This is a genomic window from Skermanella rosea (assembly GCF_016806835.2).
GTDB classification, from domain to species: domain Bacteria; phylum Pseudomonadota; class Alphaproteobacteria; order Azospirillales; family Azospirillaceae; genus Skermanella; species Skermanella rosea.
Genome location: NZ_CP086111.1, coordinates 254647 through 281635, shown reverse-complemented (window position 1 = coordinate 281635; position 26989 = coordinate 254647). Strand labels below are relative to the sequence as shown.

26 protein-coding genes and 1 pseudogene are annotated in these 26989 nt (G+C 67.6%); 10 read left to right on the top strand and 17 right to left on the bottom strand.

The genetic code is table 11. The features are described 5' to 3' along the window. Positions 1-22 precede the first annotated feature (22 nt). Positions 23-457, bottom strand: coding sequence for a ribose 5-phosphate isomerase B (rpiB, locus tag JL101_RS01315; protein ID WP_203096746.1), 435 nt, complete (start codon positions 455-457; stop codon positions 23-25). Between the two features lie 524 nt (positions 458-981). On the opposite strand from rpiB, the gene JL101_RS01310 reads away from it, so the two are divergent. Further along, positions 982-1425, top strand: a complete 444-nt coding sequence (locus JL101_RS01310; RefSeq protein ID WP_037454989.1) for a MucR family transcriptional regulator — start codon at positions 982-984, stop codon at positions 1423-1425. 243 nt (positions 1426-1668) lie between these two features. On the opposite strand, the gene JL101_RS01305 is transcribed toward JL101_RS01310, so the two are convergent. Further along, positions 1669-1872 carry a DUF6898 family protein gene (locus JL101_RS01305; RefSeq protein WP_203096745.1) on the bottom strand — a complete coding sequence of 68 codons (204 nt, stop codon included), beginning with the start codon at positions 1870-1872 and terminating at the stop codon, positions 1669-1671. 138 nt (positions 1873-2010) lie between these two features. Here JL101_RS01305 and JL101_RS01300 point away from each other — a divergent pair, with 138 nt between their 5' ends. After that, positions 2011-3249, top strand: coding sequence for an acyl-CoA dehydrogenase (locus JL101_RS01300; protein ID WP_203096744.1), 1239 nt, complete (start codon positions 2011-2013; stop codon positions 3247-3249). A gap of 130 nt (positions 3250-3379) precedes the next feature. Here JL101_RS01300 and JL101_RS01295 read toward each other — a convergent pair whose 3' ends face one another. From JL101_RS01295 to JL101_RS01280, 4 genes are all read right to left on the bottom strand, one after another. Then, a complete protein-coding gene (locus tag JL101_RS01295) occupies positions 3380-3853 on the bottom strand; it encodes a MarR family winged helix-turn-helix transcriptional regulator (protein WP_201081626.1) in 474 nt (157 codons plus the stop codon). Between the two features lie 74 nt (positions 3854-3927). Then, a complete protein-coding gene (gene mmsB / locus JL101_RS01290; RefSeq protein ID WP_203096743.1) occupies positions 3928-4818 on the bottom strand; it encodes a 3-hydroxyisobutyrate dehydrogenase in 891 nt (296 codons plus the stop codon). Positions 4819-4862: 44 nt separating this feature from the next. Continuing rightward, positions 4863-6002: an enoyl-CoA hydratase/isomerase family protein gene (locus JL101_RS01285; RefSeq protein ID WP_203096742.1), complete on the bottom strand. Its 1140-nt coding sequence runs from the start codon at positions 6000-6002 to the stop codon at positions 4863-4865. 64 nt (positions 6003-6066) lie between these two features. After that, a complete protein-coding gene (locus tag JL101_RS01280; RefSeq protein ID WP_203096741.1) occupies positions 6067-7206 on the bottom strand; it encodes an isobutyryl-CoA dehydrogenase in 1140 nt (379 codons plus the stop codon). A 235-nt stretch (positions 7207-7441) separates the two neighbouring features. Here JL101_RS01280 and JL101_RS01275 point away from each other — a divergent pair, with 235 nt between their 5' ends. The 3 genes from JL101_RS01275 (at position 7442) to hemB (ending at position 10469) form a co-directional block, all read left to right on the top strand. Then, a complete protein-coding gene (locus tag JL101_RS01275) occupies positions 7442-8428 on the top strand; it encodes a diacylglycerol/lipid kinase family protein (protein ID WP_203096740.1) in 987 nt (328 codons plus the stop codon). 20 nt (positions 8429-8448) lie between these two features. Next, entirely contained in the window at positions 8449-9300 is an 852-nt protein-coding gene (locus JL101_RS01270; protein ID WP_203096739.1) for a metallophosphoesterase family protein, read from the top strand. Between the two features lie 191 nt (positions 9301-9491). Then, complete coding sequence (gene hemB, locus JL101_RS01265; RefSeq protein WP_228435454.1) at positions 9492-10469, top strand: porphobilinogen synthase; 978 nt, start codon at positions 9492-9494, stop codon at positions 10467-10469. A gap of 73 nt (positions 10470-10542) precedes the next feature. Here the strand turns inward: hemB and JL101_RS01260 are convergent, their stop codons facing one another. The 3 genes from JL101_RS01260 to JL101_RS01250 all read right to left on the bottom strand — a co-directional run bounded on the left by JL101_RS01260 (position 10543) and on the right by JL101_RS01250 (position 13227). Further along, on the bottom strand, positions 10543-10872 hold the full coding sequence (locus tag JL101_RS01260; protein ID WP_203096738.1) for a hypothetical protein: 330 nt from the start codon (positions 10870-10872) through the stop codon (positions 10543-10545). 191 nt (positions 10873-11063) lie between these two features. Next, positions 11064-12566 (bottom strand): S8 family serine peptidase, encoded by a 1503-nt coding sequence (locus JL101_RS01255; protein ID WP_203096737.1) that lies wholly within the window; start codon positions 12564-12566, stop codon positions 11064-11066. Positions 12567-12741: 175 nt separating this feature from the next. Continuing rightward, entirely contained in the window at positions 12742-13227 is a 486-nt protein-coding gene (locus JL101_RS01250; protein ID WP_203096736.1) for a PaaI family thioesterase, read from the bottom strand. 172 nt (positions 13228-13399) lie between these two features. Between JL101_RS01250 and JL101_RS01245 the strand changes: the two genes are divergently transcribed. Further along, the gene (locus JL101_RS01245) at positions 13400-14014 is read left to right on the top strand and encodes a glutathione S-transferase family protein (protein WP_203096735.1); all 615 of its coding nucleotides are present in this window, start codon (positions 13400-13402) and stop codon (positions 14012-14014) included. 16 nt (positions 14015-14030) lie between these two features. On the opposite strand, the gene JL101_RS01240 is transcribed toward JL101_RS01245, so the two are convergent. From JL101_RS01240 to JL101_RS01230, 3 genes are all read right to left on the bottom strand, one after another. After that, positions 14031-14759: a hypothetical protein gene (locus tag JL101_RS01240; RefSeq protein WP_203096734.1), complete on the bottom strand. Its 729-nt coding sequence runs from the start codon at positions 14757-14759 to the stop codon at positions 14031-14033. 121 nt (positions 14760-14880) lie between these two features. After that, entirely contained in the window at positions 14881-16563 is a 1683-nt protein-coding gene (gene ettA / locus JL101_RS01235; RefSeq protein WP_203096733.1) for an energy-dependent translational throttle protein EttA, read from the bottom strand. 140 nt (positions 16564-16703) lie between these two features. Beyond that, entirely contained in the window at positions 16704-17921 is a 1218-nt protein-coding gene (locus JL101_RS01230) for a polyhydroxyalkanoate depolymerase (RefSeq protein WP_203096732.1), read from the bottom strand. Positions 17922-18169: 248 nt separating this feature from the next. Between JL101_RS01230 and JL101_RS01225 the strand changes: the two genes are divergently transcribed. Then, on the top strand, positions 18170-18829 hold the full coding sequence (locus JL101_RS01225; RefSeq protein WP_203096731.1) for a glutathione S-transferase family protein: 660 nt from the start codon (positions 18170-18172) through the stop codon (positions 18827-18829). Positions 18830-18848: 19 nt separating this feature from the next. Here the strand turns inward: JL101_RS01225 and JL101_RS01220 are convergent, their stop codons facing one another. Next, positions 18849-19295: a VOC family protein gene (locus JL101_RS01220; protein ID WP_203096730.1), complete on the bottom strand. Its 447-nt coding sequence runs from the start codon at positions 19293-19295 to the stop codon at positions 18849-18851. Then, entirely contained in the window at positions 19295-19915 is a 621-nt protein-coding gene (locus tag JL101_RS01215) for a glutathione S-transferase family protein (RefSeq protein WP_228435236.1), read from the bottom strand. The genes JL101_RS01220 and JL101_RS01215 overlap by 1 nt, the downstream gene beginning before the upstream one ends. Positions 19916-20068: 153 nt before the next feature. On the opposite strand from JL101_RS01215, the gene JL101_RS01210 reads away from it, so the two are divergent. Further along, positions 20069-20821: a class I SAM-dependent methyltransferase gene (locus JL101_RS01210; protein WP_203096729.1), complete on the top strand. Its 753-nt coding sequence runs from the start codon at positions 20069-20071 to the stop codon at positions 20819-20821. Here the strand turns inward: JL101_RS01210 and JL101_RS01205 are convergent. Beyond that, positions 20781-22253 carry a glycosyltransferase gene (locus JL101_RS01205; RefSeq protein ID WP_203096728.1) on the bottom strand — a complete coding sequence of 491 codons (1473 nt, stop codon included), beginning with the start codon at positions 22251-22253 and terminating at the stop codon, positions 20781-20783. The two genes, JL101_RS01210 and JL101_RS01205, sit on opposite strands and share 41 nt — an antisense overlap. Before the next feature lie 381 nt (positions 22254-22634). Between JL101_RS01205 and JL101_RS01200 the strand changes: the two genes are divergently transcribed. Further along, positions 22635-22961: a DUF1476 domain-containing protein gene (locus JL101_RS01200; RefSeq protein ID WP_203096727.1), complete on the top strand. Its 327-nt coding sequence runs from the start codon at positions 22635-22637 to the stop codon at positions 22959-22961. A gap of 95 nt (positions 22962-23056) precedes the next feature. Beyond that, positions 23057-23794, top strand: a pseudogene (locus tag JL101_RS01195) (amidoligase family protein); the annotation flags it as partial. A 185-nt stretch (positions 23795-23979) separates the two neighbouring features. On the opposite strand, the gene JL101_RS01190 reads toward JL101_RS01195, so the two are convergent. Further along, positions 23980-25761 (bottom strand): sensor histidine kinase, encoded by a 1782-nt coding sequence (locus JL101_RS01190; protein WP_203096726.1) that lies wholly within the window; start codon positions 25759-25761, stop codon positions 23980-23982. A gap of 169 nt (positions 25762-25930) precedes the next feature. Further along, positions 25931-26869, bottom strand: a complete 939-nt coding sequence (locus tag JL101_RS01185; RefSeq protein WP_203096725.1) for a LysR family transcriptional regulator — start codon at positions 26867-26869, stop codon at positions 25931-25933. Between the last annotated feature and the right edge of the window lie 120 nt (positions 26870-26989).

The following is a 26989-nucleotide window of genomic DNA, read 5'->3' as shown; positions in this document are numbered from 1 at the left end:
AATTGCAGTAAAAAAGGCCGGTTCAGCCCATCTTGTCAACGCGGCGGCTGTGGCGGCCGCCTTCGAACGGCGTGGCGAGGAAGGTGGCGACGCAATCCTTCGCGACCTCGATCCCGGTGACCCGGGCGCCCATCACGAGTACATTGGCGTCATTGTGCTGCCGGGACAGCCTTGCGCCCGTCGTGTCGTGGCACAGGGCGGCGCGGATGCCGGCATGCCGGTTGGCGGCGATGCTGATGCCGATGCCGGTCCCGCAGATCAGGATGCCGCGGTCGGCGGTCCCGTCCCTGATGGCGCCCGCGAGGGCCGCGGCGATGTCGGGATAGTCCACTGACTCGGTGCTGTGGGCGCCGAGGTCGACCACCTCGTAGCCTTGGCCGGCGAGCGAATCCTTCAACGAAGCCTTGAAGTCGAAGCCGGCGTGATCGGACGCAATGACGAGTTTCTGTTTAGACATCGAACCAAACCCATTTCCGGAGACCCCGCGGAACCCTCGTGACCCGGCGGGAAGCCTCGGCTCCCCGCGTTCCCCTCCGAAAGCTGGCCATAGGGGCATTACTTGCGGGACACTACCAGATATCGGCGCGGCATGCCAGAATCGCACCGGGCGACGCTGCCGGGCAGACCTGCACAGGGCGCACGCCGCGGTAAGCCATGCGCTCCGCGCGTAGCCGCCATGCATCCGGACAAACTATGCTTCTGAAGCAAAAGCGCTGTTCTCGCTTCTAGCCTCGAATTTGTGGACAAGTGCCGGGGGGACAACGGAGCTGAAATGCCATTCCGGCACCACTAAAATATCTTTAATGCTGATCGCTCCTCAATTCGCCCCGCGAACTAGCGGTTCCCAATCTTGCCGTGTGGATGAAAACCTGGGCGGAGTCAAAATAACCTTTGAACCACTTGCGGAAATTTTATTGACACCCAAATCCCCATGTGCGACTTGAAGAGCATCGAACACAATGAATAATCAGGATACTGGGCATGAGTGACCAGCTTGAACACGACGCGCCGGATGGTGCCATTCTGAGGATGACGGCGGACATAGTATCCGCCTACGTCAGCAAGAATGTGCTTCCGGCGACCCAAATCCCGGAAGTCATCAATACGGTATTCTCCTCGCTGACCGGTCTGAACGGCCAGCCGCGGGAGGTTCAGGCCGAACCGCAGAAGCCCGCCGTGCCGATCCGCAAGTCGGTGACGCCCGAATACATCGTTTGCCTGGAAGATGGCAAGAAGTTGAAGATGTTGAAGCGGCACCTCCGGTCCACCTATGGCATGACCCCGGACGAGTACCGCGCGAAGTGGAACCTGCCGCCGGACTACCCCATGGTGGCGCCGAACTACGCTGCCCAACGGTCCGAGTTCGCGAAGAAGATCGGCCTCGGCCGCTCTTCCGGTCGCCAGACCCGGCGCAAGGCGTCCTGATTGCCGCCGCTCCCCGGGATCGCCGCCCCCGCCCGCACGGGAGGAGAAGGGTGACGGACCCGGGGAGCCGGAGGTCATCGGAAGCCTGCCCGGCGTTCTGACAAGTCGACAGGTATGAACTGACTGCCGGACAGGCAGGCCGGATGGGGAATCCGCCTGACTGTCCGTTTTCGTTTCGCAGGCTGGCTCCGCGCCGCCCTGTATCTTGCCGGCCGTGTCGTCTTGACGTAGGCCGGGAGGCGCTCAACGGGACGGAGTCGACGCTTTCTTGGCCAGGACATATTCCAGCTTGGCCACGGCGGTCCGGCGAAGCATTTCCTGGCTGTGGTTCAGCGGGCCGAGCACGGTCACCTCGGTCAGCGTTTCCGGATCCATCGCGATCGCCTTCATGTACATGCCGACGCGCTGGAACTCCAGAAGGACCTCGCGCTCGGGTGGCTTGGCCATCACAGTTTCCCCTTCCCATATCCGGTAATCGAGCGCTTCGGTCCAGGTGGATAGTGCCGCGGGCGTTTCGATTCGGTAAATTCCCCTGTACCAGGCGCGCCTTTTCCGTCGCCTGGAGTTCGAGTCGGAGAATCAACAATGACCGCAAACCCGATCGTCGCAGCAACCGATGCGGCAATAGGCGAGGAAACCGGGACGTCGGCGCAGGCCGTCCGCTTCCAGTGGGAAGACCCGCTGCTGCTGGAGGACGAGCTTTCCGAGGAAGAGCGCATGGTCCGCGACAGCGCGCGGAGCTATTGCCAGGACAAGCTGATGACGCGCGTGCTGGAGGCGAACCGGCACGAGCACTTCCACCGCGAGATCATGACCGAGATGGGCGCACTCGGCCTGCTCGGGCCGACCATCGACGGCTACGGCTGCGCCGGCGTCGGCTATGTCAGCTACGGCCTGATCGCCCGCGAGGTCGAGCGGGTGGACTCGGGCTACCGCTCCGCCATGTCGGTCCAGTCCTCCCTCGTCATGCACCCGATCCATGCCTACGGCACCGAGGAGCAGCGGCAGAAATACCTGCCGAAACTCGCCAGCGGCGAGTGGGTGGGCTGCTTCGGCCTGACCGAGCCGGACGCCGGCTCCGATCCCGGCTCCATGAAGACCCGGGCGCGCAAGGTCGACGGCGGCTACAGCCTCAGCGGCTCCAAGCAGTGGATCACCAACTCGCCGATCGCCGACGTGTTCGTGGTGTGGGCCAAGGACGATGCCGGCGAGATCCGCGGCTTCGTGCTGGAGAAGGGCATGAAGGGGCTGAGCGCCCCCAAGATCGAGGGCAAGTTCAGCCTGCGCGCCTCGATCACCGGCGGCATCGCGATGGACGAGGTGTTCGTTCCCGACGACAACCTGCTGCCCAACGTCAAGGGGCTGAAGGGGCCGTTCGGCTGCCTGAACAACGCGCGCTACGGCATCGCCTGGGGCGCCATGGGAGCGGCGGAGTTCTGCTGGCATCAGGCGCGCGACTACGTGCTGGAGCGCAGGATGTTCGGCCGGCCGCTGGCGGCCAACCAGTTGATCCAGAAGAAGCTGGCGGACATGCAGACGGAGATCACGCTGGGGCTGCACGCCGCGCTGCGGCTGGGCCGGCTGAAGGACGCGCACCGCGCCCCGCCGGAGGCGATCAGCCTGATGAAGCGCAACAACTGCGGCAAGGCGCTCGACGTCGCCCGGGTCGCCCGCGACATGCTGGGCGGCAACGGCATCTCGGACGAGTACCACGTGATCCGCCACGTCATGAATCTGGAGGCGGTCAACACCTACGAGGGCACCCACGACATCCACGCCCTCATCCTGGGCCGCGCCCAGACCGGCATCCAGGCCTTCGGCTGAGGCAGGGCCGCGGGGTGATCCGGTTCACCCCGCAAACGCCGCGGGAGCGTCGGTGGAGAAGCGGCACGCGGACGTGCCGGGCCGCCCCTCGGGCGGCCCGGCCGGCGACGTGCGAACCGGGCCGCCCGGATTAGGCGGCCGACGTGACCGGATAGCCGCTGTAGTCCAGCGACGACGACCAGAAGCGCTCCAGCTTGCGCATGGTCTCGTTCGCCTTGATCAGCTCCTCGTCGCTGAGGCCGGCCTTGTCCAGGGCCTTGATCTGGCGCTCGAACATGTTGCTGATCTTGTCGCGAAGATCGAGCCCCTTGTCGGACAGGCGGACCCGGACCGACCGGCGGTCGTGGGGCGAGCGCTCCTGGCCCAGATAGCCGTTCTCGACCATCTTCTTCACGTTGTATGACACGTTCGAGCCCAGGTAATAGCCCCGCGCGGTCAGTTCGCCGACGGTCAGCTCGTCGTCACCGATGTTGTAGAGAATCAGGCTCTGGACGTTGTTGATGTCCTGGATTCCCAAACGGTCCAGTTCGGTCTTCAGCACTTCCAGAAAGTGTCGATGCAGACGCTCGATCAGGAGGATGCTGTCATAGTAGGGCTGTCGCACGGCGTTCTCCATTCTCCCGGTTCCGGAGTTCCTTGAGGCCAAGGACTCCGTAGCCTTTCAAGTAATACGTTAGCTCAACAAGCTCCGCGAAGCATCTTTATAATCGCGGAAAAATCCAGTTTGCCATTGCCGTTATTGGCGAACACCGTATAGAGCGCCGCCGCTTCGGCTCCCAAAGGCGTCGCCGCTCCGGAATTATTGGCAGCCTGCTGTGCAAGCTTGAGATCCTTCAGCATCATTTCCGCCGTGAAACCGGGTTGGTAGTCCCGATTGGCCGGCGAGGTGGGTACGGGTCCCGGCACCGGGCAGTACGTGGTCAGGGACCAGCACTGTCCGGATGATTTGGAACTGATATCAAACAATTTTTGGTGGTCCAAGCCAAGCTTTTCGGCGAGGACGAAAGCTTCGCCCACGGCGATCATCGAGATTCCCAGGACCATGTTGTTGCAGATCTTGGCGGCCTGGCCCGTTCCGGGGCCGCCCGCATGGATCACCGCCTTGCCCATCTGCGACAGGAGCGGTTCCGCCCTGGCGAAAGCGTCGTCCGGCCCGCCGACCATGAAGGTCAGGGTGCCGGCCGCGGCCCCGCCCACGCCTCCCGATACCGGCGCGTCGACCATGGCGAATCCCGCCGCGGTCGCGGCCTCCGCGACCGATCGTGCGCTGTCCACGTCGATCGTCGAGCAGTCGATCAGCAGGGCTCCCGGCCTGGCCGAGGCGATCACCCCGCCCTCGCCGGCGTAGACCTGCCGGACATGCTGCCCCGCCGGCAGCATGGTGACGACGGTGTCGGCCCCGGCGGCGGCCTCGCCGGCGCTGGCGGAGCCCGTGCCGCCCGCCGCCGTCAGGCTTTCCAGGTTGGAAGCGGACACATCGAACCCGATGACCTCGTGCCCCGCCTTCACGAGATTGAGGGCCATCGGCAGTCCCATGTTGCCCAGGCCGATGAACGCTACCGTCGCCATTTCAGGTGCCTCCCCGTCTTGTCATATGATCCAGGCGCTTCATGTCAGTCGGCGAAGCCGAGATCGCGGTCGCCGAGCGGTGCGAAGTGACGCTCCACGTCGGCCGCGCCGACTTCGGCCAGGGTGGCCGGACGCCACCTGGGCGAACGATCCTTGTCGACCAGCAGGGCGCGGATCCCTTCGTAGAAGTCATCCCCCCGGATGAATGCCTGACTCATCCTGTACTCCATGATCATCGCATCATCGAATGACAGGTTCTTTCCAAGCCTGACCTGCCGCAAGGTTACCTTGAGGCTTGTGGGAGACATCTGGCTCAAATTTTTCAACGTGGACACCGCCCAATCTGTTCCGTCCTTTTCCAGGGCGGCACAAATCTCTTCAACCGAATCAAAGCGGAAGCAGCGGTCGATGGCCTCGCGACGGGCCGCCAGCGGCGGGTCGCCGGCCGACCCGGCGGCGACGGAGGCCAGGGCTTCGTCCACCACGGCCCGGCCGTCGCCCGACCAGTCGGCACCGGCCAGCGCGTCGATCAGGCCGCCCATGGCGGCGCTCGGCAGGTAATGGGTGGCGAGGCCGGCATAGAGCGTGTCGGCGGCGTGGAGCCGGGCGCCGGTCAGGGCCAGGTAGGTTCCGATCTCGCCCGGGCAGCGCGGCAGGTACCAGCTTCCCCCGACGTCGGGGAACAGGCCGATGCCGGTCTCCGGCATGGCGAACAGGGTCCTCTCGGTCACCACCCGGTGCGAGCCCGGCACGGAGATCCCGACGCCGCCGCCCATGGTGATGCCGTCGAGCAGCGCCACGTAGGGCTTGGACAGGGTGTGGATCCGGCGGTTGAGGACATATTCCTCGCGGAAGAAGTCGCGGGCAAGGTCGCCGCCCTCACGCCCTTCCTTGAGCGCCCGTCCGGCATCCGCCACGGCTCGGACGTCGCCGCCGGCGCAGAAGGCGCGGTCGCCGGCGCCCTGCACCACGATCGCCTTTACGGCGGGGTCCCCGGCCCAGTCGGCGAGGCGGGGATCGAATTCCCGGATCATGCCCAGGGTCAGCGCGTTCAGCGCCTTGGGCCTGTCGAGCGTCACGACGGCGACGGCGCCCCGCCGCTCGAAGGTGATCTCCTGCCTGGAGTCCGGCCCGTTCTCCGGAGTGCTCCCGGCTCCGGATGGGGAATTCGCTGTATCGGTCATGGCGTCCGTTCTTGGTCGTTGGCAGGCGTCCGATCGGAAAAGCGGGTCCGATCGGGAGGGGAGTTCAGGCCGAGAGCAGGCGGCGGGCGATGATCAGGCGCATGATTTCGTTGGTGCCCTCCAGGATCTGGTGCACGCGGACGTCGCGCAGATAGCGCTCCACCGGATACTCCTTGATGTAGCCGTAGCCGCCGTGAAGCTGCAAGGCTTCGTTGCAAATCCTGAAGCCGGCATCGGTGGCGAAGCGTTTCGCCATCGCACAATATAGCGTGGCTTCGGAGTCGCCGTCATCCAACTTCGCGGCGCCGCGATGGACCATCAGCCGGGCGGCCTCCAGGTCGGTCGCCATGTCGGCCAGCCGGAACTGGAGCGCCTGGAAATCGGCCAGCTTGCGACCGAACTGGGTCCGGACGGTCATATGGTCGCGCGCCAGCTCCAGGCAGGCGCGCGCTCCCCCCAGCGAGCAGGCGGAGATGTTGAGCCGGCCGCCGTCCAGCCCCTTCATGGCGATCCTGAAGCCCTCGCCCTCCGCCCCCAGCCGGTTGGCGACCGGAACGCGGCAGTCCTCGAAGATCACCGCCGCGGTCGGCTGGCTGTTCCAGCCCAGCTTTTTCTCCTTCTTGCCGAAGGAAAGCCCCGGCGTTCCCTTCTCGACCACGATGCAGGAGATCCCCTTGGGGCCCGGCTCGCCGGTACGGACCATGGCGACATAGACGTCGGACACGCCGCCGCCGGAAATGAAGGCCTTGGTCCCGTTCAGCACGTAGTGGTCGCCGTCGCGCTCCGCCCGGGTCTTGAGCGACCCGGCGTCGGAGCCGGCGCCGGGCTCGGTCAGGCAGTAGCTGGCGAAATGCTCCATGGATGTCAGCTTCGGCAGCCAGCGGGCGCGCTGGGATTCGTCGCCGAAGCTGTCGATCATCCAGGAGGCCATGTTGTGGATCGAGATATAGGCCGAGGTCGACACGCAGCCGGCCGCCAGCTCCTCGAAGATCACGGCGGCGTCCAGCCGCGACAGGCCCGAGCCGCCGAACTCCTCGCGGCAATAGATCCCGGCGAATCCCAGTTCGGCGGCGCGGCGCAGGGTCTCCACCGGGAAGACCTGGTGCTCGTCCCACTCGGCGGCATGGGGCGCCATGTGCTCGGCGGCGAATCCGCGGGCGGTTTCCCGGAACGCGCGCTGGTCCTCGGTGAGGTCGAAATTCATGGCGGCCTTGCTTCCTCCCGTTTATCCGGATGGCCCGTTTGTTCGGACCGGATGATAAAGCCGGCGGGGTGACTGTCAATCGAGGCGCACTCCGGCGGCGCGCGGGGCGGGAATGCGCGGCGCGCCGAGCCCCCTGGAACACCGGCCATCCGGAACACCGGACCTGCACCCGTGTTGAACCCCAGGTGCGTGGATAGTCTCCCTTTTCAAGCCGTTCCGAAGTGGAACCCGTCACATGAAAATTTCCGTCGTCCTCAATGGCGCCGCCGGATCCCTGGTGGGCCAGCCGATCGAAGAGTCGGTCAGCGAGGTGAAGCGTCTCTTCGAGGAGGCCGGGCACACCGCCACGGTCACGGCCGCGTCCGGCCCGGAGATCGTCGCCGCGATCGACCGGGCCGTGGCGTCGGACGCCGAGGTGGTCGTGGTCGGCGGCGGCGACGGCACCGTGGCCACGGCGGCCGGCAAGCTGATGGGCACCGACAAGGCGCTGGGCATCCTGCCGCTCGGCACGCTCAATCTCTACGCCAAGGACCTGGGCATTCCCCTCGACATCGCCGAGGCGGTGCCGCTGCTGGCGCACGGCCGGATCAAGCCGATGGATGTCGGCGACGTCAACGGCACGGTCTTCCTCAACCACTCCGTCCTCGGCCTCTATCCGATGATGGTGCAGGAGCGCGAGGAGGTCCGGGAGGAGCGCGGGCTGAGCAAGTGGCCGGCCATGGCGATCGCCATGTGCAAGGCGCTGAAGCGCTATCCGCTGCTGCGCGTCCGGCTGGAAACCGACAAGGGCACCCGGCGGATCACCACGCCGATCCTGGCGGTCGCCAACAACCCCTATGACGAGGGCTTCGGCTCCTTCCTCAAGCGCTCCCGCCTGGATACCGGCGAACTGGCGCTCTACGTCGCCAAGCACCGCCAGCCGCTGCGGATGGCGCGGATGATGGTGGCGCTGGTGCTCGGCACTTGGCAGCGCGATGCCGAGTTGGAGGTGATGCACATGACCGAGTTCACCGTGAAGAGCCGCCGGCGGACCCTCAAGGTCGCCAACGACGGCGAGGTCCATCGCATGGAGGCCCCCCTGCACTACCGGATGCTGGCCGGCGGGTTGAGGATGCTGGTCCCGTCGGAGGAGTCGGGCGTGCAGGCGGCATCCCCCGGGGAGCGCCTGGCCGAGGAGGCGGAGATCACGCGGGCCGAGACCGCGCGGAAGGAAAGCGCCTGAACCGGCGCCGGGATTCGACCATGCGCACCGTCGCCCACATCTCCGACCTGCATTTCGGCCGCATCGATCCTCGGGTGGTCGAGGCCCTGGCCGAGGATCTGGCCGAGCAGAAGCCGTCGCTGGCGATCATCAGCGGCGACCTGACCCAGCGGGCGCGGAGCAGCCAATTCCGCGAGGCGCGCGCCTTCCTGGACCGGCTGCCGATGCCCTACTTGGTGATCCCGGGCAACCACGACATACCGAACTTCAACATCCTCGGCCGATTCACCGACCCTTACCGCAACTACAAGCGCTACATCAGCGAGGACCTGTGCCCGATCCACCAGGACGACGAACTGGTGGCGGTCGGCATCAACACGGTGAGGTCCTGGATCCTGGATTTCGCCGAAGGCCGGATCAACCGCGCCCAGATGAAGCGGATGCAGGAGGTGCTCCACGCCGCCGGACCGGACCGGTTCAAGATCTTCTTCACGCACCACCCGTTCCTGCCGCCGCCCGACGCGCCCGAGACCAGGCTGGTCGGCCGCGCCCGCGAGGCCCTGCGCCGGCTGGAGGAGGCCGGCGTCGACCTGATGCTGGCCGGGCACCTGCACCGGGCGTACAGCGGCGACATCATGAGCCACCACACCAAGGTGGCACGCTCGATCCTGGTGGCCCAGGCCTCGACGGCCACCTCGACCCGGCTGCGGAACGAGCCGAACGCGTACAATTTCATCACCATCGAGGGAACCGGCGAGGACGCCAGGGTGACCTTCCTGGTACGATCCTGGGAGGGCGCCCGTTTCACTCCGGGGCTCAAGAGCCAATATGTGAAGCGGGGACACCGCTGGGAGCTTCAGGCGCAAGATCCGGGATTGAGCCCGGCGTCCTGAACGGCGTACAGTCCCCGCCGGAGCCGGCAAGCCTCTTGCCCCGATACCGGACGCCGACTCCGAGTTCAAAGCCCCCGTTCCAAGCCCGAGTTCCAGGTCAGATGTTCACCAAGATGTTCAACCGGCAGCCGCCCCGGCCCGCCGAACTGCCGCAGACCGAAGCCGCCGCGACCCGCCAGCTCAGCCTGCGCATGAGGCCGCGCCGCAACCGCGCGGATGCCTGGACCCGCCGGCTGGTCGCCGAGAACCGGCTGAGCACCGACGACCTGATCCTGCCGGTGTTCTCGCTCGACGGCGAGAACCGGCGCGAGCCGGTGGCATCGATGCCCGGCGTGGAGCGCCTGTCGCTGGACCTGCTGGTCGGCCACGTGGCGCAGGCCGTGGAGCTGGGAATCCCCGCGGTGGCCCTGTTCCCGGTCACGCCGAACGAGCTGAAGACCCCGGACGGCGCCGAGGCCGCCAACCCCGACAACCTGATGTGCCGCACGATCCGCACGCTCAAGAGCCAGTTCCCGGACCTGGGCCTGGTCGGCGACGTGGCGCTCGACCCCTATACCAGCCACGGCCACGACGGGCTGGTGCGCGACGGCGTGATCCTGAACGACGAGACGGTGGAGGTGCTGGTCGCCCAGGCGCTGGCCCAGGCCGACGCCGGCATCGACATCCTGGCGCCGTCCGACATGATGGACGGCAGGATCGGCGCCATCCGCGACGCGCTGGACGCGCGCAACCACCAGCTCGTCCGCATCTGCTCGTACGCCGCCAAGTACGCCTCGGCCTTCTACGGCCCGTTCCGCGACGCGCTGAACTCGGGCGGGCTGCTGAAGGGCGACAAGCGCACCTACCAGATGGACCCGGCCAACACCGACGAGGCCCTCCGCGAGGTGGCCCTCGACCTCCAGGAAGGCGCCGACATGGTCATGGTCAAGCCGGGCATGCCCTACCTGGACATCGTGTCCCGCGTGAAGCAGACCTTCTCGGTCCCGACCTTCGTCTATCAGGTCAGCGGCGAGTACGCGATGCTGAAGGCCGCGACGGCCAACAGCTGGCTGGACAACGACAGGGTCGTGATGGAAACCCTGCTGGGCTTCAAGCGCGCCGGCGCCGACGCGATCCTGACCTACTCGGCGATCGAGGCGGCCAAGCTGCTGCGCGAGATGCGGGGGTGACTTGTTCCGGCTGTGCAGGCATGCGCGGGAACCCTGATCCGGCGCATGCCTGTGGCTATCGCAGGGGATGCCGTTACCGCGGGCTGAAGCCGACCCGGCTCAGGGGTGCGGAGACCAACCCGGAAGCGGGTGCTGCATCAGGCTTTGCGTAAGCGCCCGTAACGGCCTTCATGCCGCGCAATTTGCCGGTGATCGCCTCAACCTGCCAGGGCTTCGCGCCTTCGATGATGAAGAAGGTGGAGAGCCCGCCATCCCGTCCCCGGATATGCTTATGCATGGGAACCAGCCTGACGCCGAGCGACCGGACGGTTTTGGAGATGCGCTGGGCTTCCTCATTCTCCTTGACATTGCCTTCACGCAGCCAGCGCGCGGCCTCAGGCGTCACGGTAAGAACGATCTCCATACGCAACCTCCGACCAGACAGGTTATTCTCAACCCGCCCCATGAACCGAGACATGCGCCGCAAGCGGGACCCGCGCGACGATCAGTCGGTATGGGGTAGTTACAATAACACACCTTCCAAGCAGCGAGATAACTATCTTTAGCGAGAGTCAAGCAAGCCACAAGGGCTATCGCCGAGCGATACTCCGCGCATCAGGCGAATGACAGCGCCAGTGCAATCAAAGCCTTCAGATCGGGTCGACTGCCGATTCGTCTAGCAACCGGCTGACCAGGAGTCCCCACCTGCGGAGTCCCGCTGGCCCGAAGCAGGTCGCGCGCTTGGCCGGGGTTCAGCGGGGCGAGTCCCGCGGCCCGCCGGATGCCCTGGATACAGGCCAGCACGCCGGCGACCATGGCGGCTGCGCTCGAGGTACCGCTGAAGCTTCTCGTATACCAGCGATCCTCGTCCGCTCCGCCATGGAGGTCCCCATACCCGGCGGTGACTACCTCACGTCCCCAGCCTTGCGCATCGACGGCGCTTCCGTAGTTGGAAAAGTCCAGGCGCGAGCGGTCGGGGCCGTGACTGCCGCGGGGCGGCGCTCCCGCCCCGACGAGGATCGCGCCCGAGTCGCGGGTACCACGCCGGAAAGGATTGCGCCATTGGTGAGGAAAGCCCGGCAATCCGCTATCGTAAAGGGGATCATCAAGATTTTCTCCCCCATTTCCTGCCACGGCGACGACGACGATGCCGTCGTCCACCACTTTGCGGATCGCGGCGAAATCATCGTCCCACCATTCCGTGGCGATGTATCCCTCCTGGTAGGGCATCACTGAAAGTTGGTAGCGGGGTCCGGGCCGGTGTATCTCGACAAGGATGATGTCACCCGGCTCCAACGTTGCCGCCGCGTCATAAATGGCCTCGGCGCTTCCTACCCTGCCATTCTCCCGAAAAATGGAGACGCCGCCGAACTGGCAGCCGGGCGCCACGCCCATGACGCCATGGGAGCCGCCGAGCAGCGCCAGGACCGCCGTCCCATGATCCCGCCATGAGGGATCTATCGAAGTTCCGCCCTGCAATCCGACCGACCCCGCTCTCAAGGCTTCATGGGTGAACTGCCAACCACCCTCGACATCGATGATCCGCACCTTTTCGCCACGCCCGCCCGCCAGGGACCAGGCATGGAACGCATCGACACCTCCGGGAGCCGGTTCCAGATAGGACTGGGAACCTGTGAAATCGGAAATCCCCGACGGCATGGGGCCGAGCGGGACTTTGCCCTTGAGGCCCGGATCGACCCGCCCGACATCCGGGGTCCCCAGCAGCGTGGCCGGAGCAGCAGGGGGCTTGACGTAGGCGGCGGCGATCTCCGGGCATGCTGCCAGACGCTCCGCGATCTCTTCCAACTGTCTTCGGCCCATCCGTTCGCCAACGGGTTCCGCCGCGAAGAATGCCTCCAGCCTTGAAGCGGCGGACCGCTTGGCACCGAACTGCCGGCCGGCCGGGGCTTCCCCGCTGGATCCGTCCGCCCTGCCGAACAGTCTGCGGAACCGGATCCCGGATGTGACCGCAACTTCCTGAAGCGTCGATCCGGATAGTAAGGCATCGGCCGGCATATGCCTCGACCGAGAGGTCGCGAGCGGCCCCTGGTTCAAGGTTATGATGAGCTCGCATCCATCTCCCGACTGCGGGTCAAAATCAGAGATCGCTTCGCTCATCGTCGCACCATCGAACAGAAATTCCCGCAGGGCGGTCGCGGGCCGCCCGTAAGCTCCGCCCAGCTTCCTCTTAAGGTAGTTTGTTCCCACGGATATGCCGCGAATCAATATAAATATCCTGAGAAAGATGCGGTAAAATTGTCCTGCTGCTGATTGCCGACTCTAACGAAGCCGATCACCCGACCGGCACGCCCTCCGGGTTCTCGCTGCCGCTGCGGTAGCGGTAGGTGCCCTCGCCCATGGCGATCAGGTTGCCTTCGGCGTCGAAGACCTCGCAACTCGCCATGAAGATCTTGCGGCCGCCGCCGCGCCGGCGGCCGACCGCGCGGAGCGTGCCGCTGCTGGCCTGCCCCAGGAAGCTGGTGGTCAGCGACAGCGTGACCGTGCCGCGCTTGTTGCCCGGAACGGTGCAGAAGGTGCCGGCGAAGCCGCCGACGGTGTCGATCAGGGTGGCGAGCACGCCGCCATGGACGACGCCGCCGCGGTTCAGGTGGCGCGGCAGCAGGTCCAGCACCAGCACCGCCTCGTCGGGCTTCCACTCCGCCAGCCGGTAGCGGATCGTCCGCTGGAAGGCGGAAGGCTGCTCCGGCGCGAGAAGGGGATCGTCGAACGGCTCCAGGTCGTTCGGCTCTTCTGCGTGAAGGTTTGGCGGTATCGTCATGGGCTGGGTACCTGTACGCGGTGTCCGGAAGATGGAAACCACAGGGTAACGCGCCGCACCCCCGTCCCGACAGCATGCGCTCGCGGCATACTGGAAATTCGCGGCCATCGGTTATCATCCGCCGGCTATCATCGGCGGGCACGTTCGACCGCTCCCAGCATCCGGAGGCACCATGCGGCTCTACGACGATCCCTGCTCGGGCAACGGGTACAAGGCGAGGCTGATGCTGGCCCTGCTCGGGCAGGGCTACGAGTACGTCCCGCTCGACATCGACAAGGCCGAGACCCGCACGCCGGAGTTCCTGGCGAAGAACCCGAACGGCCGTATTCCCCTGCTGGAGCTGGACGACGGGCGGCTGCTGCCGGAATCGAACGCGATCCTGCATTACCTGGCGGACGGCACGCCATACCTTCCGGCCGACCGGTTCGCCCACGCCCAGGCGCTGCAATGGATGTTCTTCGAGCAGTACAGCCACGAGCCGAACATCGCGACCGTCCGCTTCTGGCTGACCCACGGCGTCGAGATGACGCCCTGGCGCCAGGAATCCGTGGTCCAGAAGCGGATCGCCGGCTATGCCGCGCTCGACGTGATGGAAGCCCACCTGGCGCTGAACCGGTTCTTCGTCGCCGATACCTACACCGTCGCCGACATCGCGCTCTACGCCTATACCCATGTCGCCCACGAGGGCGGCTTCGACCTGAAGCCCTACCCGTCGGTGCTGGCCTGGCTGAGCCGCGTGGCCGCGCATCCCGGGCACGTGGCGATCACCGAGGTTCCGGGGCGCTGACCCCGGACACGGCCGGTCATCCGGGCAGCCAGATTTCGATCGTGCGCTGACGCGGCTTCGGGTCGTAGTGGGTGAAGTCGATGACCCGGAAATCCTGCCCCCCGAACCGCTCGCGATAGAGTCCGCTGAGCCGCTCGGCGAGGCTGGCCGCCGCGTCCCGGTCCTCCGGGAAGAAATAGCGAACGTTGCCGGCGGAGATGCTGGCCTGGACGGTGCGCGTATCGATGACGGTCAGCCCGTCGGACCGCAGGGCCCCGACCACGTCGGCGGCGACCGTGGCGAGCGGCGGAACGACGTAATGATGCACGAACAGGCGGGCGCCGCTCAGCGGCGTCGGCCCCGCCGGTCCGGGCGGCGGGGGTTCCGCGGCCGGCGGTGCCGGCGGCGGTTCCGGCCGCGGCGTCAGCGCCTCCTCCTCCCCGCCCAGGGGAAGCGGGGCGCCCAGCACTTCCGGTTCGATCACGACCGCGGTCGGCGCCGCCGGACGGGCGGGACCCAGCACGTCGACGATCAGCACATAGGTCGCGAAGCCCAGCCCGATCCCCGCCAGCAGGAAGCCCGCCAGGAATCCCAGGGCGAACCGCCCGCCCCGGCGCGGCGGCGCGGGCGGCGGCCTTCGCGCCGGGGCCGGTTCCGCAGGCCCGCAGGGTTGGGCGGCGGCACCGACGGGCCGCTTGAAACGGGGGAACTCCTCGTCCGGCCAGTCCGCTGCTTCGGGAGGCGAAAGCGGTCTGCGCGAAGTCATGTCGAGAACCCGATCTGGCTGGCGGTCTCTTTACAACTCCGGATCGGGTCCAAGGTTCATGGGAAAGCGGAGATCTCCGCCGATCACGCCCTTAAGGGTGACCGGCGGAGACGCGTCCCGGTTACGCCCGCACCAGCGGCTTGTACTTGATGCGGTGCGGCTGGTCGGCCTCGTGGCCCAGGCGGCGCTTGCGGTCCGCCTCGTAGTCCTGATAGTTGCCCTCGAACCACTCGACGTGGCTCTCGCCCTCGAAGGCCAGGATGTGGGTCGCGATACGGTCCAGGAACCAGCGATCGTGGCTGATCACCACGGCGCAGCCGGGGAAGCCTTCCAGCGCATCTTCCAGCGCCCGCAGCGTATCGACGTCCAGGTCGTTGGTCGGCTCGTCGAGCAGCAGGACGTTGGCGCCGGACTTCAGCATCTTCGCCAGGTGGACGCGGTTGCGCTCGCCGCCGGAGAGCTGGCCGACCTTCTTCTGCTGGTCGCTGCCCTTGAAGTTGAAGGCGGCGACATAGGCCCGGCTCGGCATCGAGCGCTTGCCCAGCTCGATCACGTCCAGGCCGTCGGAGACCTCCTCCCACACCGTCTTGTTAGGCGCCAGCGTGTCGCGGCTCTGGTCCACATAGCCCAGCTTGACGGTGTCGCCGACCTTGAAGCTGCCCTCGTCGGGCTGGTCCTGGCCGGTGATCAGGCGGAACAGCGTGGTCTTGCCGGCGCCGTTCGGGCCGATCACGCCGACGATGCCGCCGGGCGGCAGGCGGAAGCTCAGGTTCTCGAACAGCAGCCGGTCGCCGAAGCCCTTGGCGATGTTCTCGGCGTCGATCACCACGCCGCCCAGCCGGGGCGGGGTCGGGATGATGATCTGGGCGTCGGTGTTCTGCGCCTTGCCGCTCTCCGCCAGCATCGTCTCGTAGGCGGAGATACGCGCCTTGCTCTTGGTCTGGCGGGCCTTGGGCGACTGCCGGATCCATTCCAGCTCGCGCGCCAGGGTCTTCTGGCGGTTGGCCTCGGTCTTGGATTCCTGCTCCAGCCGCTTCTGCTTCTGCTCCAGCCAGGCGGAGTAGTTGCCCTCGTACGGGATGCCCTGGCCGCGGTCCAGCTCCAGGATCCAGCCGGTGACGTTGTCGAGGAAGTAGCGGTCGTGGGTGACCAGGACGACGGTGCCCTTGTAGTCCTCCAGGAACTTCTCCAGCCAGGCGACGGACTCGGCGTCTAGATGGTTGGTCGGCTCGTCGAGCAGCAGCAGGTCGGGCTTCTGGAGCAGCAGCTTGCACAGCGCCACGCGCCGGCGCTCGCCGCCGGACAGCTTGGTGACCGCGCTGTCGGGCGGCGGGCAGCGCAGCGCGTCCATGGCGATCTCGACCGTGCGCTGCAGGTCCCAGGCGTCGGCCGCCTCGATCTTCTCCTGCAGTTCGGCCTGCTCGTCGATCAGCGCGGTCATCTCGTCGGGGTCCTCGACCTCGCCGAGCTTCATGCTGACCTCCTCGAACCGGTCGAGCAGCGCCTTGGTGCCCGCCAGGGCCTCCATGACGTTCTCCTGCACGGTCTTGGATTCGTCCAGCTGCGGCTCCTGCGACAGGTAGCCGACGGTGGCTCCCTCCGCGGTCCAGGCCTCGCCGTTGAAGTCCTTGTCCATGCCGGCCATGATCTTCATCAGCGTGGACTTGCCGGCGCCGTTCGCGCCCAGCACGCCGATCTTGGCTCCGGGGTAGAAAGACAGCCAGACGTTATCCAGCACCTTCTTGCCGCCGGGGTAGATCTTGGTCAGCCCCTTCATGACAAAGACGTATTGATAGGACGCCATGCGTCTCTCCGACCAAATTCACGTGGATCAGGGTGCGACGGGACGCCACCGCAACGGCCTCCCGTCGATGTTGCGCCTTATGTAGCGCAAGGCGCGCGGATTGGCGAGGTTTGACTCGCCGCCGGCGAGCTTCGCGCGGCTCAGTCGTTGGCCTGGATGATCATGCGCAGCATGGGATAGACTTGGCCCCCCCAGCGCCGGCCGTTGAACACGCCGTAATGGCCGGCCCCGGCCTGGAGATGGTGGTGCTTCAGGTGCGGGCGCAGCCCGGTACAGAGATCCTGGGCCGCCAGCGTCTGGCCGACCGAGCAGATGTCGTCGTTCTCGCCCTCGACGGTGAACAGGGCGGTGCGGCGGATCGCGGCGGGCTCGACCCGCCTGCCGTGCCATTCCAGCGTGCCCAGCGGCAGCGCGTGCTCCTGGAAGATCAGCCGGACCGTCTGCAGGAAGAACTCGGCCGGCAGGTCCATCACGGCCAGGTACTCGTCGTAGAAGGTGCGGATCGCGCGGGCCTTCTCGTCCTCCCCGGCGACCAGATGCTCGTACATGTCGCGGTACGCCTTGACGTGGCGCTCCAGGTTCATCTGCATGAAGGCGGCCAGCTGCACGAACCCCGGATAGACCCGCCGCAGGGCGCCGGCATGGCGCAGCGGCACGGTCGAGATCATCTTCTCCTCGAACCACTCGATCGGCTTGGACATGGCCAGCTCGTTGACCTTGGTCGGGCTGACGCGGGTGTCGATCGGGCCGGCCATCAGGGTCATGCTGCGCGGCTGGGACTGGTTGTCGGACTGGGCCATCACCGCGACCGCCGCCAGCACCGCGACCGAGGGCTGGCAGACCGCCACCACGTGGCAGTCGCGCCCCAGGAACTCGAAGAACCCGATCAGGTGGTCGACATAGGAGTCGAAATCGAACCGTCCCTCGGACAGCGGCACGTCGCGGGCATTGTGCCAGTCGGTGATGTAGACGTCGTGCTCGGCCAGCATGGTCTGGCAGGTGCCGCGCAGCAGGGTCGCGAAGTGGCCGGACATGGGGGCGACCACCAGCACCCTCGGCTCCTGCACCGACACGTCCTTGCGGAAGCGGACCAGCGAGCAGAACGGGGTGCGGTGGACCACCTCCTCGGTCACGCCGACCTCCCGGTGGCCCACGGTGACCGAGCGGATGCCGAAATCGGGGCGGGTGTGGGTGGTTCCCATGCAGGACAGCACCTCCAGCGCCGCCGACAGCCGCCGCGCCACGGCGCCCGTGCCGATTCCCGGCCAGGGATGGCCGAAGACGGCGCTGGAACTCCTCGCCATCCAGCGCAACGGATCGAGGATGTCGGACTGGTGCTGGTACAGCTGGTAAATCATACGCGTTCACCCGATCCGCTGAGTGGATTTCTTTATTTCAGAACGAACGAAAAGCTCGCGGAAAACCCGATTGCACAAGAACTCGGCAGCCCGCCCAAGAAATAATCGCGCCAAAATCCCTGCCCTCGCCTATACGAAATGATAGGCAAAAGCCCCTTCAAGCAACAGCGTTTCTTCTGGACTTGCAAGCGCCATGCACGCAATCCTTGGGGCATCGAACGGCAGCCCGCCCAGGAGGGACCCCAGCCATGGCCGATGCCACCCTCGTCATCAGCAGCAAGAACTATTCCTCGTGGTCGCTTCGGGGCTGGCTCCTGGCACGGATGTCGGGGCTGACGTTCGAGGAGCGGATCATTCCGCTCGACGACTCATCGGCCAAGGCGGAGATCCTGCTGCTGTCCCCGTCGATCCTGGTGCCCTGCCTGATCCATGGCGGCAACTCGGTCTGGGACACGCTGGCGATCGGCGAATACCTCAACGAGGTCAGGCCGGCCGGCAAGGGCCTGCTGCCCGAGGATACGGGCGCCCGCGCCCATTGCCGCTCGATCTGCGGGGAGATGCATTCGGGCTTCGCCGGGCTGCGCTCGGCCCTGCCGATGAACCTGAAGCGGCACTATCCCGGCTTCAAGGTCTGGGCGGGGGCGCTCGCCGACATCGAGCGGATCGCCGACATCTGGCGCGACTGCCTGGGAAAATACGGCGGTCCCTACCTGTTCGGGGCCACGCCGACCATGGCGGACGCGATGTACGCGCCGGTGACCACCCGCTTCCAGACCTACGACGTCAAGCTTGACAAGGCTTGCTCGGATTATTGCGCCAATATCCTGTCCCTGCCCGACATGGCCGAATGGTTCGAGGCCGCGAGGATGGAACCCGACGAACTGCCGGAGCTGGACGCGGAGTTCTGAGAACTCCGCGCCGCAGTCGTCACTCCGCCCAGGGATCGTAGTTTCCGAAGGTCCAGACATGGCCCTCGGGGTCGCGGCAGGTATAGTCCCTGCCGCCATAGTCCTGGTCCCTGATGTCGATGGCGATCCGCGCGCCGGCCGCCCTGGCGCGGGCGTAATGCGCGTCGACATCCTCCACCACCACATAGGTGCCCTGGGTGTTGGCGCCGCCCAACTCGTCCGGCTGGCGCATCAAGGCCCCATATTCGCCCTCGACCGCGGAACCGAGCATGACCATACCCCGGCCGCCGGTCCGGCCCGTGGCAATCTCGGCATGGGCAATGGTGCCGTCGCCGTTCGGATAGACCGCATGCCGCTCGAAGCCGAAGGCATCGCACAGCCAGTCGATCGCGGCGGGCGCATCGCGATAGCGCAGGCAAGGGACGACGCTGCCGGTCCCGGCCCCGGGCCTGGAAGGGCCGGCCATCACGCGCCCGCCGCGTCGATCGCCAGCGCCCGCTGGAACGCCGGGCGGTCCAGGCAGCGCCTGACATACTCCTCGAACGCGGGGCGGCGCGGCACGATGCCGATGATGTCCATGCCGTAGTGCAGGTCGATGCCGAGCAGCACGTCGGCGGCGGAGAAGCGTTCGCCCAGGATCCAGCCGCCCCGTTTCCCGGCATCGGCCAGCGCCTCGTCCAGGACCGCGAAGACCCGGTCGAAACTGCCCCATCCCGTTGCGGCGCTGTCGGTCGTCCAGCCGTTCATCCGCTCGGAAAAGGCGGGGTCCACGCAACCGGCGGAGAAGAACAGCCATTGGAGATAGCGGCCGCGCGCCGGATCGCCGACCGGCGGCGCCAAGCCCGCTTCGGGGCAGCGGTCGGCCACGTAGGCGCAGATCGCCGCCGACTCGGCGACGACGGCCTCCCCGTCCACCAGCGCCGGGACCTTGGCCATGGGGTTGACGCGGCGGTACTCCGGCGTGGACTGGGCTCCGGTGGAAAGATCGACCAGGACCCTCTCATACGGGCATCCCGCCTCCTCCAGCAGCCAGAGCGTCCGCATGGACCGGGTCCGCGGCATCCAGTACAGCCTCATCACAGTCATGGCCCTCGCCTCCCATCAGGTTCGAAAGACATCCAGCAAAAGAACAATACGTGAACATCCATATCCTGTCCAGCCGCGCCGGAATGCGCCCGCAAGGCCAAAGGTATATGACTATAGTGTCCGCAGGATTACCGCCGAAACCGGGAGAGCACCATGTCGGCTTCACCGACGGACCGGAGAATCCAGGGGTCCTGGCACGACAATGCCGGGCGGTGGACCGCCGCGGTGCGGTCGGGAGCGATCGCCAGCCGCCGGGCGGGAACCGACTCGGCCATCCTCGGGGCCGTGGCCCGCCTGCGTCCCGCCCACGTCCTGGACCTCGGCTGCGGGGAAGGCTGGCTCGCCCGCCGCCTGCGCGACGAAGCGGGCTGCCGGGTCACCGGCGCCGACGGCAGCGCCGAACTGGTCCGGCTCGCCCGCGAGGCCGATCCGGACGGCGGGTATCTCCATGCCGATTACGCCGCGATCGCCGCCGATCCCGGTCGCCTCGGCGGACCGTTCGACGCCGTCGCGGCCAATTTCGCGCTGCTGGACGAGGATCTGTCGGGCCTGCTCCGGGCCCTGGCGGCCTGCGCGTCGGCCGGAGCGCTGGTGATCCAGACGGTGCATCCCTGGACCGCCTGCGGCGACGGCCCCTATGCCGACGGCTGGCGCGAGGAGAGTTTCGCCGGGTTCGGCGGCCCCGGCGGCGAACCCTGGAGCCCGATGCCCTGGTATTTCCGGACGCTCGAAACCTGGATCGGGGACCTGCGGGACGGCGGCTGGCGGGTGGCCGACCTGCGGGAACCGGCCGACCCGCGGACCGGCCGGCCGCTCTCGCTGGTGCTGACCTGCGTGGCGATCCCGCCGGAACGCCGGGGCCGGGTTACGGCACCACCGCGCGAAGCACCTGCCAGCGCTCCCTGAACAACGCGCCGCCGACCACGGCCAGGCCCAGGATGGTCGTGCCGAGCAGGGGCGAGTACCAGCCCTCGTGCAGCACCATCGTGAAGAACAGGCAGCCCCCCAGCACGATCTCCGGAATGCCGGTCGGGCCGGCGCGGCGCACCGGCGCCGCGGGGATAACCGGGCCGCCGCCCATCTTGGGCGTGCGCACGAAGGGCGACTGCCTGCCCACGGCGGCCTCGTACACCGCGCGCGAGTTGGACAGGATCAGGCCCGAGGTCAGCGTCATCGCGGCCAGGATGCTCAGCGGGACGGCGCGCAGCGGCCGGCGGCCCAGCGCCACCTGGCCCAGGGTGACGAAGGTGGTCGCCGAGAAGACGCCCATGGCGGTCGCGACCAGTCCCAGGACCGACAGCGCCAGCGGCTGCTGGCCGGCCTCCATCCAGAGCAGCGACAGCGAGGTGGTCAGGCACAGGGCCGCCAGCGGGCAGAACAGCGACTGCCCGACCTCCAGCGTCAGCGCCAGCTTGGACAAGGTGGGCAGGCCGGAGCGCCAGACCGCCGGCAGCAGCTTGCGGGCGACCTGGGCGAAGCCCTTGTTCCAGCGGTGCTGCTGGGTCCGCCAGGCGGCCAGCGTCGTCGGCAACTCGCCGGGCGCCGCCACGTCGGGCGCATAGGCGGCGCGCCAGCCGGCGAGATGGGCGCGCACCGAGAGGTCCAGGTCCTCGGTCAGCGTGTCGGCGGTCCAGCCGCCGGCGTCATCGATCGCCTCGCGCCGCCAGACGCCGCAGGTCCCGTTGAACGGCAGCACCAGGCCGGTCGCCGAGCGGACCGACTGCTCGACCCCGAAATGGGCGTCCAGCATCACGGCCTGGGCGCGGGTCAGCAGGTTCTGCCCGGCGTTCAGGTGCTCCCACCGGGCCTGCACGAAGGCGATGCCGCGGTCCGCCGCCAGGATCGGGACGGTGCGCTTCAGGAAATCGGCAGGCGGGACGAAGTCGGCGTCGAAGATCGCGACGAAGGGGCTGTCGTCACGGCCAAGCCCGTTGGCCAGCGCACCCGCCTTGAAGCCGGCGCGGTCGCGCCGGTGGATCACCGTGATGTCCACCCCGGTGCGGCGCAGTTCGTCGGCGAAGCGCCTCGAGATCTCCTCGGATCCGTCGGTGCTGTCGTCCAGCACCTGGATGGCGAGCCGGTCGCGCGGCCAGTCCAGATCGGCGGCGCGGATCGCCCGCTCGATCAGCATGCCCTCGTTGAAGGCGGGCAGTTGGACCAGGACTTTCGGATGATCTTCGGGAGCCGTGACGACCAGGCGCTCGGGTCCCGTGCGCAGGGCTCTCCGGCGGGAGCGCAGGAAGGCGACGGAAAGGCCGAGCAGGTTGCAGCTGAGGGCGAACAGCATGACGAGGGAGAGGGAGAGAAGGAGGTACAAGAGCCACTGAACGACGGTCACGACAGGCATTCCCCGATCACCCTCTATGGTTTCCACGTACGGCCGGTCACCCGGTGAACATCCGGCTGCCGGCGCTTAGTCCCGGTACAGGCAGCGAGTTACATCTCTGGATATGCCGTCCCCCTGTGGCAAGCCGGTGATATCGGCGTCGCACGGATGTCCCGGCGACAGCGCCCCGCCCGAGGATTGAAGTACCGCACCGCCACCCCCACGTAATTCGTATCGGGGGTCCGGGCCCCTCTGGCGGCAGCTCCAGCGAGCGCCGCGATGTCGGACCTCTCCACCTGCACGCCGTGCATCTGGAGGGTTCAAGACATGGTTCCTTCTCAGAAACCGCAGGCTGCAGGTCACCGTCAGCCCTTTCTCGCGAGGAGACAACCGATGCCCGCCTCCCACCACAAGCATACCGTCCCGGAGCTCGAGGCTCCCTGTCCGTTCGACGCGACCGAGGGTTACGTGACCGCCCGGCGCAACCTGTTGCTCGGTCTCTGGGCCGGCCGCAGGCTGTCCCTCACCGGCACCGAGCTGGAGACCTACGCGCGGTCCGTCGTCAAGGTCGACCGCGACGAGCCGGGGCACGAGGACGTGCTGCGCAAGGTGCGCGCGGACCTGGAGCAGGCCGGTTGCCCGGTGCCGGAAGACGAGCTGACCAGCCGGCTGGTCGCCTGCCATGCGGAGGCGAGCCGCCAGTGCGCCGCGACGGACTGATACCGGACTCCGCCTTCGGGTCCCGCTTCGAAGCCCTGCCGACCGCCCGCACCGCGGGCGGCACGGTGCGGCAGGTGGGCGTCGAGATCGAGTTCATGGGCATCGGAGTCGCCGAGGCGGCGCGGGTCCTGGCCGTCCGGCTGGGCGGCCTGCCGCTGGAGGAGGATCCCCATGCCTTCTCGATCCGCGGGACCGAGATCGGCGACTTGGCGGTCGAGCTGGACCTCCGCCACACCCATCCCCAGCGCCATGCCGGCAGCCTGCGGCTCCGGCCGAGCCCCGCAGGCGCCGCCTGGCTGGGCAGGCTGGCCGGCGGCATCGTCCCGCGCGAACTGATCACGGCACCGCTGCCGCCGGACCGGCTGCCCGAGGTGGACGAGGCCGTCGCGGTGCTTCGGGAAGCCGGGGCGACCGGCAACGGCGCCATCCGGTTCGGCTCGCCGGGATTCGGGTCGCCCCAGTTCGGGTCGCTGGGTCTGCACTTCAACATCGACGTGCCCGGGCTTGGGGTCGGCTGCCTGCTGGCCCATCTGCGCGCCTTCATGCTGCTCGACCGGTGGCTGCGCTCGCCGCAGGCGGGACCCCACGGAACCCTTCCGGGAACGCGGACGGCCACGCCGCCGCCCTATCCGGAAGACTACGTGCTGCGCGTCCTGCATCCGGACTACGCGCCGGATCTCGCCGGCTTCATCGACGACTACCTCGCGGCCAATCCAACCCGCGACCGTGGGCTGGACCTGTTGCCGCTGCTGCTCCACGTCGACCCCGCCCGGGTCCGGCACCGGCTGCCGCGGGAGAAGATCGCCGCCCGTCCCGTCTTCCATTACCGCGTGCCGCAGGCCCATGTCGGCGTGCCGGGCTGGAGCATCGCGCCGGAATGGAACCGCTGGGTCGCGGTCGAACGGCTCGCCGGCGATCCCCGCCGGCTCGACCGGCTCAGCCGGGCCTGGCTGCTGTTCCGGGGCCGTCCGGTCGCGGATCGGGACGATGACGCGGACCGGGACGGAAGCGATCGGGATCAGGCGGACAGGCGCTCGTCCATCAGGCGCGCGGGCGGCAGCCCGACCTTGACGGTCGTGCCCCAGCCCAGCGAACTCTCGATGACCAGCCGGCCGCCATGGGCCTTGACCAGATGGGCGGCCAGGGGCAGCCCCAGCCCCGTGCCGCTGTGGCGCCGGCTCAGGGCGCTCTCGATCTGGCCGAAGGGCTCCAGCGCCTTGGCGACGCCTTCCGGCGACATGCCGATGCCGTTGTCCTCCACCCGGATCTCGACGCCGCCGTCGGCCTGACGGCCGACCCGGATCCTGACCTCGCCGCCCGGGGCGGTGAACTTGATCGCGTTGGTCAGCAGGTTGAGGAGGATCTGCCGCAGCCGAAGCTCGTCGGCCCAGAGCAGCCTGACCGACCGGTCGGCGAACTGGACGGCGATGTCGATGTTGCCGTCGCGGGCCATGGGTTCGACCAGATGCCGGCAGGTCGCGACGACCCGCGGCAGGTCGACCGCTTCCTCGTGCAGCTCGATTCGCTCCGCCTCGGCCTTGGAGAAGTCCAGGATGTCGTTGATCAGCGCCAGCAGGTGCTGGCCGCTGCGGTGGATGTCCTCGGCATAGTCCTGGTACCGGGCGCTGCTGGCGCCGAACATCGCGTCCCGGATGATTTCGGAGAAGCCGATGATCGCGTTCAGCGGCGTGCGCAGCTCGTGGCTCATGGAGGCCAGGAACTCGGTCTTGGTCCGGCTCGCCTGCTCCGCCGACCGGCGCGCCGTCTCGCTCTCCTGGATCAGGCTTTCGACCCGGCGCAGCAGGGCGTCGAACTCCCGCGCGAGCGCGCCGATCTCGTCCCCGCGGTCCGCCAGGCCCGGCCGGGCGAGGTCGCCCGTGGTGCGGATCGAGAGGATATGGTCGGTCAGGGCCAGCACCGGCGCCATGATCAGGCGGTTGAGCATCAGCCAGAGGATCACCAGCGCGGCGCCGCAGGCGACCACCAGCAGGGCCATGGCCAGCTGGACCGTGCGTCCCGCGGCCAGGGCGGCGTCGCGCGGCATGGTCACCCTGGCCATCATCGCGTGATGGCCATGCATGTCGTCGACCATTCCGGTGGCGACCAGCACGTCGTCCCGGCGATCCAGCACCGGCGGGTGGTTGTGACCGCCATCTTCGGGGAAGGCGGCTCCGGTCACCGGGTCGCTGAACAGGAAATCCACGTCGAGCTGGACGCTCCGGCGGACGACCGCGACCGTCTCCGAATCGATCACGCGCCCGAATACCAGCATGCCCAGGACGGGGCCGCTACGGTCGGTCGGCTGGATCGCGCGGGCCGCCATCATGACCGGCCCGCGGTCGCTCAGCACGATCCCGTCGGTCGCGCCGGACGCATCGCCGGGAGGCGCCAGGGGAAGGATCTCGCGGGTCAGCCCGGCCGGCGCGCCCTCGGTCAGCCGGTCGCCGTCGAGCGAGGTGCCGTAGACCAGGGTGCCGTCGGCCGCCACCACCAGCAGGATGTCCACGCCCATGTCCCGGAGGACCGCCGCGGAGACGTTGCGGTCCGGAAAATCGGGCAGCCCGCCGGTCACGAAGGCCGCGGTCTCGTCCCACTTCGCCCAGTCGTTCGTGTTCCGCCCGAATGCCTCGTTCTCCGCCGCCAGCGCCTGCTCGACCCGAAGCAGGTTGCGCCGGGCCTCCCCCGCCTCGAGCGCCTCGAATCCGGGAACCACGAGGGATTGCAGCAGGATCCAGCTCACGGCGATCATCAGCGCGGCGATCAGGGCCATCACCGAAAGGATCTTCAGGCGCAGCGACATCAGCGAACTCCGGGGCGGCGATCCCCAGGTGAGGAACACTCGAAACCGATACCTATTGTAACGCAACTTTAAACCGCTTTGTAGTGATAGGCTACCTATTAAGATAGTATTATGTATCTATTGGTCGGGGTCGGAGAATTCCTTGGCCGCGAAAGGTCATTCCGGCGCCTCAGCCCTCGGTTCGATAGGCGCTCTCGATCCCGGCGATCAGCGACTTTCCCTCGGCCAGCAGGAAGCGGCGGAGCTGGGTATGGACCGGCAGCAGGGGCATATGACGGCGCCAGGCCACGAACCAGCTCCGCATCAGCGGCAGGCCCTGCACCGGCAGGACGGTCAGCAGGCCCATGCGCAGCTCCAGCACGATGGTGTGGCGGGAGATCAGCGCCACGCCCATCCCCGCCATGACCGCCTGCTTGATCGTCTCGTTGCTGCTCGACGTCAGCGCGATGCGGGGCGTGAAGCCGGCGCCGCGGAAGAAGTTCTCCATCAGCGCGCGGGTGCCGGACCCTTCCTCGCGGACGATGAAGCGTTCCTCCGCCAGCCCGTCCAAGGGGATCTCCTTCTGGCCCGCCAGCCGGTGGCCCGGCGGGGCGATCAGCACGGACGGATGCGGGGCGAAGGGGTCGGCCGCCACGTCGGCGTCGTCGGGCGGCTTGCCCATGACCGCGATGTCCACCTCCCCCGACAGCAGGGCCGCGATGATGTCGCGGCGGTTGCCCTCGTGCAGGTGGATGGCGATCCGCGGGTACTCGGCCTGGAAGCGCGACAGCATCCGGGGCATGATGTATTTGGCGGTGCTGACCAAGCCGATCCGGGCGTGGCCGCCGCTCAGCCCCTTCAACTCCTGCATCCGCTCGTCGGCGTCGGTCAGCGCCTTCAGGACGACCGAGGCATATTCCAGCAGGGCCGCCCCGGCCTCCGTCAGGACCACCCGGCGGCCGACCCGCTCGAACAGGGCGAAGCCGCACAGCCCCTCGATCTGCTTGATCTGGAACGACACCGCCGCCGGCGTCAGCCCCAGCCGCTCGGCCACGCGGGCGAAGGACAGCGTGTGCGCCGCCTCCACGAAGACCTGGAGCTGACGGATCGTGGAATGCCGCAGGGTCATTGACAAGGGATTCCTAGGGTAAATGGTCAAAACATTTGAATTTTCCTTAACCTGATCCGCTGATACCGTCAAGGCCAAGTCAATCGTGGCACGCCTGGAAGCCTCCAGGTCGATCGCGGG

What these genes read in the sequence shown, in the direction of transcription:
- JL101_RS01300 (WP_203096744.1), top strand. Translation starts at nt 2,011, where the DNA reads ATGACCGCAAACCCGATCGTCGCAGCAACCGATGCGGCAATAGGCGAG.
- JL101_RS01250 (WP_203096736.1), bottom strand. Translation starts at nt 13,227, where the DNA reads ATGACGATACCGCCAAACCTTCACGCAGAAGAGCCGAACGACCTGGAG.
- JL101_RS01275 (WP_203096740.1), top strand. Translation starts at nt 7,442, where the DNA reads ATGAAAATTTCCGTCGTCCTCAATGGCGCCGCCGGATCCCTGGTGGGC.
- ettA (WP_203096733.1), bottom strand. Translation starts at nt 16,563, where the DNA reads ATGGCGTCCTATCAATACGTCTTTGTCATGAAGGGGCTGACCAAGATC.
- hemB (WP_228435454.1), top strand. Translation starts at nt 9,492, where the DNA reads ATGAGGCCGCGCCGCAACCGCGCGGATGCCTGGACCCGCCGGCTGGTC.
- JL101_RS01190 (WP_203096726.1), bottom strand. Translation starts at nt 25,761, where the DNA reads ATGTCGCTGCGCCTGAAGATCCTTTCGGTGATGGCCCTGATCGCCGCG.
- JL101_RS01285 (WP_203096742.1), bottom strand. Translation starts at nt 6,002, where the DNA reads ATGACCGATACAGCGAATTCCCCATCCGGAGCCGGGAGCACTCCGGAG.
- rpiB (WP_203096746.1), bottom strand. Translation starts at nt 457, where the DNA reads ATGTCTAAACAGAAACTCGTCATTGCGTCCGATCACGCCGGCTTCGAC.
- JL101_RS01245 (WP_203096735.1), top strand. Translation starts at nt 13,400, where the DNA reads ATGCGGCTCTACGACGATCCCTGCTCGGGCAACGGGTACAAGGCGAGG.
- JL101_RS01255 (WP_203096737.1), bottom strand. Translation starts at nt 12,566, where the DNA reads ATGAGCGAAGCGATCTCTGATTTTGACCCGCAGTCGGGAGATGGATGC.
- JL101_RS01185 (WP_203096725.1), bottom strand. Translation starts at nt 26,869, where the DNA reads ATGACCCTGCGGCATTCCACGATCCGTCAGCTCCAGGTCTTCGTGGAG.
- JL101_RS01260 (WP_203096738.1), bottom strand. Translation starts at nt 10,872, where the DNA reads ATGGAGATCGTTCTTACCGTGACGCCTGAGGCCGCGCGCTGGCTGCGT.
- JL101_RS01310 (WP_037454989.1), top strand. Translation starts at nt 982, where the DNA reads ATGAGTGACCAGCTTGAACACGACGCGCCGGATGGTGCCATTCTGAGG.
- JL101_RS01215 (WP_228435236.1), bottom strand. Translation starts at nt 19,915, where the DNA reads ATGACTGTGATGAGGCTGTACTGGATGCCGCGGACCCGGTCCATGCGG.
- JL101_RS01230 (WP_203096732.1), bottom strand. Translation starts at nt 17,921, where the DNA reads ATGATTTACCAGCTGTACCAGCACCAGTCCGACATCCTCGATCCGTTG.
- JL101_RS01280 (WP_203096741.1), bottom strand. Translation starts at nt 7,206, where the DNA reads ATGAATTTCGACCTCACCGAGGACCAGCGCGCGTTCCGGGAAACCGCC.
- JL101_RS01240 (WP_203096734.1), bottom strand. Translation starts at nt 14,759, where the DNA reads ATGACTTCGCGCAGACCGCTTTCGCCTCCCGAAGCAGCGGACTGGCCG.
- JL101_RS01200 (WP_203096727.1), top strand. Translation starts at nt 22,635, where the DNA reads ATGCCCGCCTCCCACCACAAGCATACCGTCCCGGAGCTCGAGGCTCCC.
- JL101_RS01220 (WP_203096730.1), bottom strand. Translation starts at nt 19,295, where the DNA reads ATGGCCGGCCCTTCCAGGCCCGGGGCCGGGACCGGCAGCGTCGTCCCT.
- JL101_RS01210 (WP_203096729.1), top strand. Translation starts at nt 20,069, where the DNA reads ATGTCGGCTTCACCGACGGACCGGAGAATCCAGGGGTCCTGGCACGAC.
- JL101_RS01305 (WP_203096745.1), bottom strand. Translation starts at nt 1,872, where the DNA reads ATGGCCAAGCCACCCGAGCGCGAGGTCCTTCTGGAGTTCCAGCGCGTC.
- mmsB (WP_203096743.1), bottom strand. Translation starts at nt 4,818, where the DNA reads ATGGCGACGGTAGCGTTCATCGGCCTGGGCAACATGGGACTGCCGATG.
- JL101_RS01270 (WP_203096739.1), top strand. Translation starts at nt 8,449, where the DNA reads ATGCGCACCGTCGCCCACATCTCCGACCTGCATTTCGGCCGCATCGAT.
- JL101_RS01225 (WP_203096731.1), top strand. Translation starts at nt 18,170, where the DNA reads ATGGCCGATGCCACCCTCGTCATCAGCAGCAAGAACTATTCCTCGTGG.